The 7,127-nt window shown below is 73.8% G+C and carries 4 protein-coding genes; 2 read left to right on the top strand and 2 right to left on the bottom strand.

What is annotated here, in order from left to right; genetic code table 11:
- The first annotated feature begins 570 nt into the window (after positions 1-570).
- Positions 571-1,020, top strand: coding sequence for a PTS glucose transporter subunit IIA (locus ACFTWP_RS30180; protein ID WP_380268098.1), 450 nt, complete (start codon positions 571-573; stop codon positions 1,018-1,020).
- Between the two features lie 181 nt (positions 1,021-1,201).
- On the top strand, positions 1,202-2,872 hold the full coding sequence (ptsP, locus tag ACFTWP_RS30175) for a phosphoenolpyruvate--protein phosphotransferase (protein WP_380268097.1): 1,671 nt from the start codon (positions 1,202-1,204) through the stop codon (positions 2,870-2,872).
- A gap of 97 nt (positions 2,873-2,969) precedes the next feature.
- Here ptsP and ACFTWP_RS30170 read toward each other — a convergent pair whose 3' ends face one another.
- Together ACFTWP_RS30170 and ACFTWP_RS30165 are read right to left on the bottom strand one after the other, a co-directional pair.
- Positions 2,970-4,988 carry an acetoacetate--CoA ligase gene (locus ACFTWP_RS30170; protein ID WP_380268096.1) on the bottom strand — a complete coding sequence of 673 codons (2,019 nt, stop codon included), beginning with the start codon at positions 4,986-4,988 and terminating at the stop codon, positions 2,970-2,972.
- Positions 4,989-5,110: 122 nt separating this feature from the next.
- Positions 5,111-6,961, bottom strand: coding sequence for an adenylosuccinate synthetase (locus ACFTWP_RS30165; protein ID WP_380268103.1), 1,851 nt, complete (start codon positions 6,959-6,961; stop codon positions 5,111-5,113).
- Between the last annotated feature and the right edge of the window lie 166 nt (positions 6,962-7,127).

Here is a 7,127-nt window from a genome sequence, read left to right as displayed (position 1 = left end):
CGATCGAGGCCGGGGATGTCAACATATCTGGCGTTGACTTTTGGCACGCTGTTGAGTTCTCAAGGAACGGACACTTCCTTCGAGCCACTCTCGTGGACTCTCCGGGTGTTTCGTTCTTTCGTGTTCTCAGCTTAGCAGACTCGTTTACTCGGTTTTAACCGGAGTGTTTCGTGCCTGAAACCTGAAGTTCACCATCACCTCGCGGCGACCTGGGCAACGATAGCCCGTCCCGCGCCCAGCACCTAATCGAGCCGCACCGAGTGTCACCCGTACGGGTCAGTATTCAGGTACTCGCCCCTGCTCAGAGCGATGGTCCGCGCTCACCCGGATGCCGTAGAGTGCGGCGCGTCGGGCAAGAGGACTAGACCACTTGCGGTCGCAGAGCGCCTCTCCCGCCGCCCTCCGAACCTCACCCTCCGTGGTGGCGGTCACGAGGAGGCCGGGAGTCAGGGTCAGTCGATCGCGCCCTGGTATGTCACGAGATGCCCGAAGTTGACATGATTTAGGCTTCAGTCGATGTCCTGCCGCTGCCGCGGCCGCACGCGTACTGCGCACTTGGGAGGCTCCACCATGACCACTGTGACGTCGCCGCTGGCCGGCCGCGCCGTCGGGCTCGCCGCCGTGCCCGACCCTGTCTTCTCCGGCGCGATGGTCGGCCCCGGGACCGCCATCGACCCGGTGCGTGAGCCCACCGAGGCGGTGGCTCCGGTGGACGGCCTGGTCGTCTCCATGCACCCGCACGCGTTCGTCGTGATGGACGCGGACGGACACGGCGTGCTGACGCACCTCGGGATCGACACCGTCCAGCTCAACGGCGAGGGGTTCGAACTCCTGGTCAGCAAGGGCGACCAGGTGCGCCGCGGACAGCCGGTCATCAAGTGGAACCCGGCCGCCGTCGAGGCGGCCGGCAAGTCGCCGATCTCGCCGATCGTGGCACTGGAGGCCTCGGCCGACGCGCTCAGCACGGTGGCCGAGAGCGGCGAGGTCGCCATGGGTGCCGACCTCTTCGTCTGGAACTGAGCACGACCGACACGACAGCGGCAGCGCTGCCCCGTCCCCTCGGGTGAGGGAACGGAGCGGCGCTGCCGGGCGCCGGGGGTGACCCGGGAGCCGAACCGACTCGAGAACGACACGCCCCGCCCGGCGGTGAAGGCCGGCCGAGCACGACCGTCCGTACGGACCGGGTGAAAGGAATTTGGACATGGAGCAGACCCTGCGCGGCGTGGGCGTCAGCCACGGAGTCGCCATCGGCCAGGTGCGGCACATGGGAACGGCCGTCCTCGAACCCCCCGCGACCCAGATCCCGACCGAGGACGCGCCGCGGGAGCAGGCCCGGGCGCAGGCCGCCGTGGACGCGGTGGCCGCCGACCTGATCGCCCGGGGCAACCTGGCGGGCGGCGAGGCGCAGGCGGTGCTGGAGGCGCAGGCGCTGATGGCCCAGGACCCGGAGCTGATGGCCGACGTCCAGCGCAGGATCGCCGTGGGCAGCAGTGCCGAGCGCGGCGTCTACGACGCCTTCGCCTCCTACCGGGCGCTGCTGGCCGCCGCCGGTGAGTACCTGGCGGGGCGGGTCGCGGACCTGGACGACGTACGGAACCGGATCGTGGCGCGGCTGCTCGGAGTGCCGATGCCCGGTGTGCCGGACAGTGACGAGCCCTACGTGCTGTTCGCGCGGGACCTGGCGCCGGCGGACACCGCGCTGCTCGACCCCACGCTGGTGCTCGGCTTCGTGACCGAGGAGGGCGGGCCGACCAGCCACAGCGCGATCCTCGCCCGGGCCATGGGAGTGCCCGCGGTGGTGGCCCTGCCCGGCGCGAGCGATGTGGCCGAGGGCGTCGTGGTCGCCGTCGACGGCAGCACGGGTGACGTGCTGGTGGAGCCGACGCAGGAGAAGCAGGACGGGCTGCGCCGGGTGGCGGCCGAGCGCAAGGCCGCGCTCTCCGCGTCCTCCGGGCCGGGGCAGACCTCGGACGGGCACAAGGTGCCGCTGCTGGCGAACGTGGGCGGCCCGGCGGACCTGCCCGCCGCGCTGGAGGCGGGTGCGGAGGGCGTGGGCCTGTTCCGTACCGAGTTCCTGTTCCTCGACGACTCGGCGAAGGCTCCGAGCGAGGAGAAGCAGGTCGAGGCGTACCGCAAGGTGCTGGAGGCGTTCCCCGAGGGCCGGGTCGTCGTCCGGGCGCTGGACGCCGGCGCCGACAAGCCGCTGGACTTCCTGACGCCGGCCGACGAGCCCAACCCCGCGCTGGGCGTCCGGGGTCTGCGGACGCTGCTGGAGCACCCCGAGGTGATGCAGACGCAGCTGCGGGCGCTGGCGAAGGCGGCCGAGGGCCTGCCGGTGCACCTGGAGGTGATGGCCCCGATGGTGGCCGACCGGGTGGACGCCAAGGCCTTCGCGGACGCCTGTCGGGAGGCCGGGCTGCAGGCGAAGTTCGGTGCGATGGTGGAGATCCCGTCGGCCGCGCTGCGGGCACGGTCGATCCTCCAGGAGGTGGAGTTCCTCTCGCTGGGGACCAACGACCTCGCGCAGTACACCTTCGCGGCGGACCGGCAGGTCGGCGCGCTGGCCCGACTGCAGGATCCGTGGCAGCCGGCGCTGCTCGACCTGGTCGCGTTCGCCGCCGAGGCGGCCCGGGCCGCCGGCAAGAGCTGCGGCGTCTGCGGTGAGGCCGCCGCGGATCCGATGCTCGCGTGCGTGCTCACCGGCCTCGGGGTCACCAGCCTGTCCATGGGTGCGGCGTCCATCCCCTACGTCCGCACGGCGCTGGCCCGGTACACCCTGGCCCAGTGCGAGCGCGCGGCCGCGGCGGCCCGGGCCACCGACACCGCCGAGGAGGCGCGCGCCGCCGCGCACCAGGTGCTGTCGGGCGAGTAGCCCTCGGGCCGACGGGCTGTGGCCGACGGGCTGTGATCGTGAGGAGGGGCGCCGTCACCGGCAACGGTGGCGGCGCCCCTCCTCACGTGTCGGCGGTTCAGGAGCGGCGGTCCCGACCGAGCTGCTCGAAGAAGCGCAGGTGGTCGAGGTTGTCCACCGATCCGGGGTTGACGGCGCGCTCCAGGGGGGTGCCGGAGAGCAGGCGCTTCACCGGGACCTCGATCCGCTTGCCGGTGAGGGTGTGCGGCAGGCCGTCGACGGCGATGACCTCGTCCGGGACGTGCCGCGGGGAGAGCTGTTCGCGCAGCGAGGTCCGGATCCGGCCGCGCAGGTCGTCGTCCAGGGCGGCGCCGGGGGCGAGGACCACGAAGAGCGGCATCCAGTAGCCGCCGTCCGCCTCCTCCAGGCCGATGACCAGGGACTCGGCGATCTCGGGGAGTCGCTCGACGACCTCGTAGATGTCGGAGGAGCCCATCCGGACGCCCTGGCGGTTCAGGGTGGAGTCGGAGCGCCCGTGGATGACCACCGTGCCGCGCGAGGTCGCGGTGATCCAGTCGCCGTGGCGCCAGACGCCCGGGTACATGTCGAAGTAGCTGTCGCGGTAGCGCTCGCCGTCCGGGTCGTTCCAGAAGCCGGTGGGCATCGAGGGGAGCGGCTTGGTCACGACCAGCTCGCCCACCTCGTCGGTCTGCGGGCGGCCCCGGACGTCCCAGGACTCGACGGCCGCGCCCAGGCAGGGGGCCTGGATCTCGCCGAGGTGGACCGGGAGGGTGGGGACGCCGCCGACGAAGCAGCTGCAGACGTCGGTGCCGCCGCTGACCGAGGCCAGCCAGACGTCCTCCTTCACCTCCTCGTAGATCCACCGGAAGCCGTCCGGGGGCAGCGGGGAGCCGGTGGTGCCGAGGCAGCGGACGGCGGACAGGTCGAGCTCGCGGCCGGGGTGCAGCCCGGCCTTGCGGCCGGCCATCACGTAGGCGGCGGAGGTGCCGAGGACGGTGGCCCGGGTGCGGGCCGCGATGGACCAGAAGGCGCCGGTGTCCGGGTGGCCGGGACTGCCGTCGTAGGTGACGACCGTGGACCCGACGAGCAGGCCGGCGACGAGGAAGTTCCACATCATCCAGCCGGTGGAGGTGTACCAGAGGAACCGGTCCTCCGGGCCGAGGTCGAGGTGCAGCGCGGCCTGCTTGAGGTGCTCGACCAGGATGCCGCCCTGGCTCTGGACGATGGCCTTGGGCAGCCCGGTGGTGCCGGAGGAGTAGAGGACCCAGAGCGGATGGTCGAACGGGACCTGCTCGAAGACCGGCTCGGCGGGGGCCGCGACCAGGTCGTCCCAGTGCAGGGCGCCCTCGGGGGCCGGGCCGCCGAGCAGCGGGACGTGGACCACGGCGCGCAGGGTCGGGAGCTCGCGGCGCAGCTCGGCGACCACGTCGGTGCGGTCGTGGTCCTTGCCGCCGTAGTGGTAGCCGTCGACGGCGAACAGGACGGTCGGCTCGATCTGCTGGAGGCGGTCGAGAACGCTGCGGGCCCCGAAGTCGGGGGCGCAGGACGTCCAGACGGCGCCGACCGAGGCGGTGGCGAGCAGGGCGACCACGGCCTGCGGGATGTTGGGCAGGTAGGCGCCGACGCGGTCGCCGGGGCCGACGCCCTGGGCGCGCAGCGCCTTGCCGAGCGCGCCGACCTGGGCGCGCAGGTCCGACCAGGTGAGGGTGAGCGGCTGGTCGGTGGTCTCGTCCAGATGGAGGATCGCCGGCTTGTCGGCGTTGGCCTCGTCCTCGCCGAAGCGCAGGGCGTGCTCGGCGTAGTTGAGGCGGGCGCCGGGGAACCAGCGCGCGCCGGGCATCGCCGGGTCGGCGAGGACGGCCTCCGGTGCGGTGGAGAAGCGGACGTCGAACCACTGGGTGACGGCGGTCCAGAAGCGGTCGAGGTCGGCGGTCGACCAGGCGTGCAGGTCGGCGTAGCGGGTGGCGGCCTGCTCGTCGCCCGTGGTGGGGGCGAGCGGGGCGGCGGGGGCGCCGTGGTGTTCGGCGGCCCAGGCCTGGAAGGCGACGATCCGGGTGGCGGCGGCGCTTGCGGGGGTGGGCCGCCAGAGCGGCTGGTCCTGGGGTGGGGTGCTCACGGTGGTGGTCTCCCGGCCGAAGGATGGGGACGGGAGTGCTGGTGGCAGGGCCCGTCCGGGTGGCACTGACGGTGCAGACCCTGCCACGTGATCGTCCCCGGCGCCAGGGCCGGACCGGCGGGTCAGAGGTGGGCGTACTCGCCGGTGAACCAGGAGTTCGAGACCCGGGTGTGGAAGGGGAAGGCGAGCGGGGTGGCGGCGGTGGCGAGCTCCCAGCCCTCGGTCTCGTCGGTGGGTGCGGAGGGCGGGAGGTCCGCGAGGTCGCGCGCGGGCAGCAGGCCGAAGAGGCAGAGGAAGCCCCCGGTTGCGTCCGAGTCGGTGGAGACCAGGGTGATGTCGGAGGCCTCCGCCTCGATGCCGGTCTCCTCGCGCAGCTCTCGGACGCAGGCCTGCTGCCAGCTCTCGCCGAAGTCGATGTAGCCGCCGGGGAAGGCGAGCTCGCCGTAGCCGGGCTCGATGGTGCGACGGATGACGACCAGTTTGCGGTCGCCGTCCGGGAGGTCGACCGGGAGCAGGGTGACCACGACGGGCAGCGGGTTGCGGTAGCTGATCTCGGCGCAGCCCGGGCAGGTGCGGGGCCAGTCCACGGTGCCGGGCGGGTAGGCGGTTCCGCACCAGTGGCAGTGGGAGTGGGGCCCGTACGCGGCCTTGGCCGCCGCCTCGTGAGTGGTCATGGAGTGGATGGTAGCGGCCGGGGTGGGCAGCGCCCGGAGGAGTTTGTGGTCGGCCGTCGGGCCGTAGGACTCCAGGAGGACGGGGGTGCGCAGGGCCTGGGCGATGGCCTCGACCCAGGAGTCGGGGTCGGGGCCCGGATCGGTGAGCCGGCCCGGGCGGGCACGGAACAGGGCTTCGGTGAGCCGGGCCTGGCCGGCGAGGTCGCCGGCCCGGCCGGGGGTGAGGTGGGTCAGCGGGACGCCGTCGAGGTCGTACGACTCGCACAGGCGCAGCGCCGGGTGGCGGGCCGGGGCGTCGAGGTGGGTGAGGGCGAGGGCGTCCGCGCCCCCGGCGGCCGCGAGGGCGTACCGGTGGGCGACCGCGTCGAAGTGGCCGAGGCGGAACGCGCCCTGCCAGGTGCCGGTGGTGTTGTGGGGCTCGGGGACGTCGAGGGCGGCGTCCTCGGTGGGGAGCGGGCCCGGGCCGTGCCGGGTGGTGTAGCTGCGCAGGACGCCGAGGCGCAGGGCCGCGCCGGGCGCGCCGGATTCGGCGAGCAGGGTCTCGGCGTTGGCGAAGGTGGTGGTGGACCAGGTGGTGTGGGGGTGGAAGCCGTGCCACTGGTCGAGCAGGACTCCCTGGGCTCCTTCGAAGACCACCGGGCCGGTGCGCAGCAGCCGGGTGAGGTGGGCGTCGTCGGTGAGACGGACGTGTGCGGCGAAGGCCCGGAAGGCCGGGACGCAGTCGGCCGGCGGCGGGGCCGGGAGGTCGGTGGGGGTGACGCCGAGCTCGGCGGCGAGGTGTTCACGCAGACGGGTGAGTTTGCCGAGCAGCCGGGCCGGGCTGGTGCAGTCGGCGGCGGTCGGGGCGTCCTCGGGGTGCAGCAGGGCGTAGCGGGCGGTCTCGCCGATGCCGAGCCCGCAGGAGCCGTGCCGGTCCGGGCCGCGGCGCTCCTCGCGGAGCCGGTTGGCGGCCGCGTGGTACGGGGTGGTGAGCAGGGCCCGGCGGTCGACGGTGAGCAGGGCGAGCGGGTCGGGGACGCCGATCGCGGCGAGGTGGCGGGCCTCGGCGGCGAGGGCGAGCGGGTCCACCAGCATGAAGCGCGAGAGGTGGGTGGGGACGCCGGCCAGGGTGCCGGAGCCGAACTGGGCGAAGGTGTGGTGGCGGCCGCCCCGGGTGACCACGTTGTGGGCGGCCTGGGCGCCGCCGTTGTGGCGGACGACGGCGTGCACGGGCCGGCTGCCGGGGTGGAGCGGGCCCCGGCAGAGGCGGTCGACGACGGTGCCCTTGCCCGCGTCCCCGAAGCCGAGGTCGCAGACGATGACGTGCTCGGGCGGGTGGTCCCCGGGGTGTCCGGTGGGGCGGAGGCCGCCGGGCAGGAGGTCGCTGATCGGGTCTCCCGTGGTGAGGGGCCGGCGGTCGGGGCGGCGGCCGGCGACGGGTGGTCGGGTGGCGGACCGGCGTACGGCCGGCGGTGGCTTGCCGGCC

Origin of the sequence: Kitasatospora sp. NPDC057015 (assembly GCF_042673745.1) — a bacterium.
Taxonomy (GTDB): domain Bacteria; phylum Actinomycetota; class Actinomycetes; order Streptomycetales; family Streptomycetaceae; genus Kitasatospora.
Note: the sequence above shows the minus strand (reverse complement) of the source record. Positions and strands in the feature narration are given on the sequence as shown.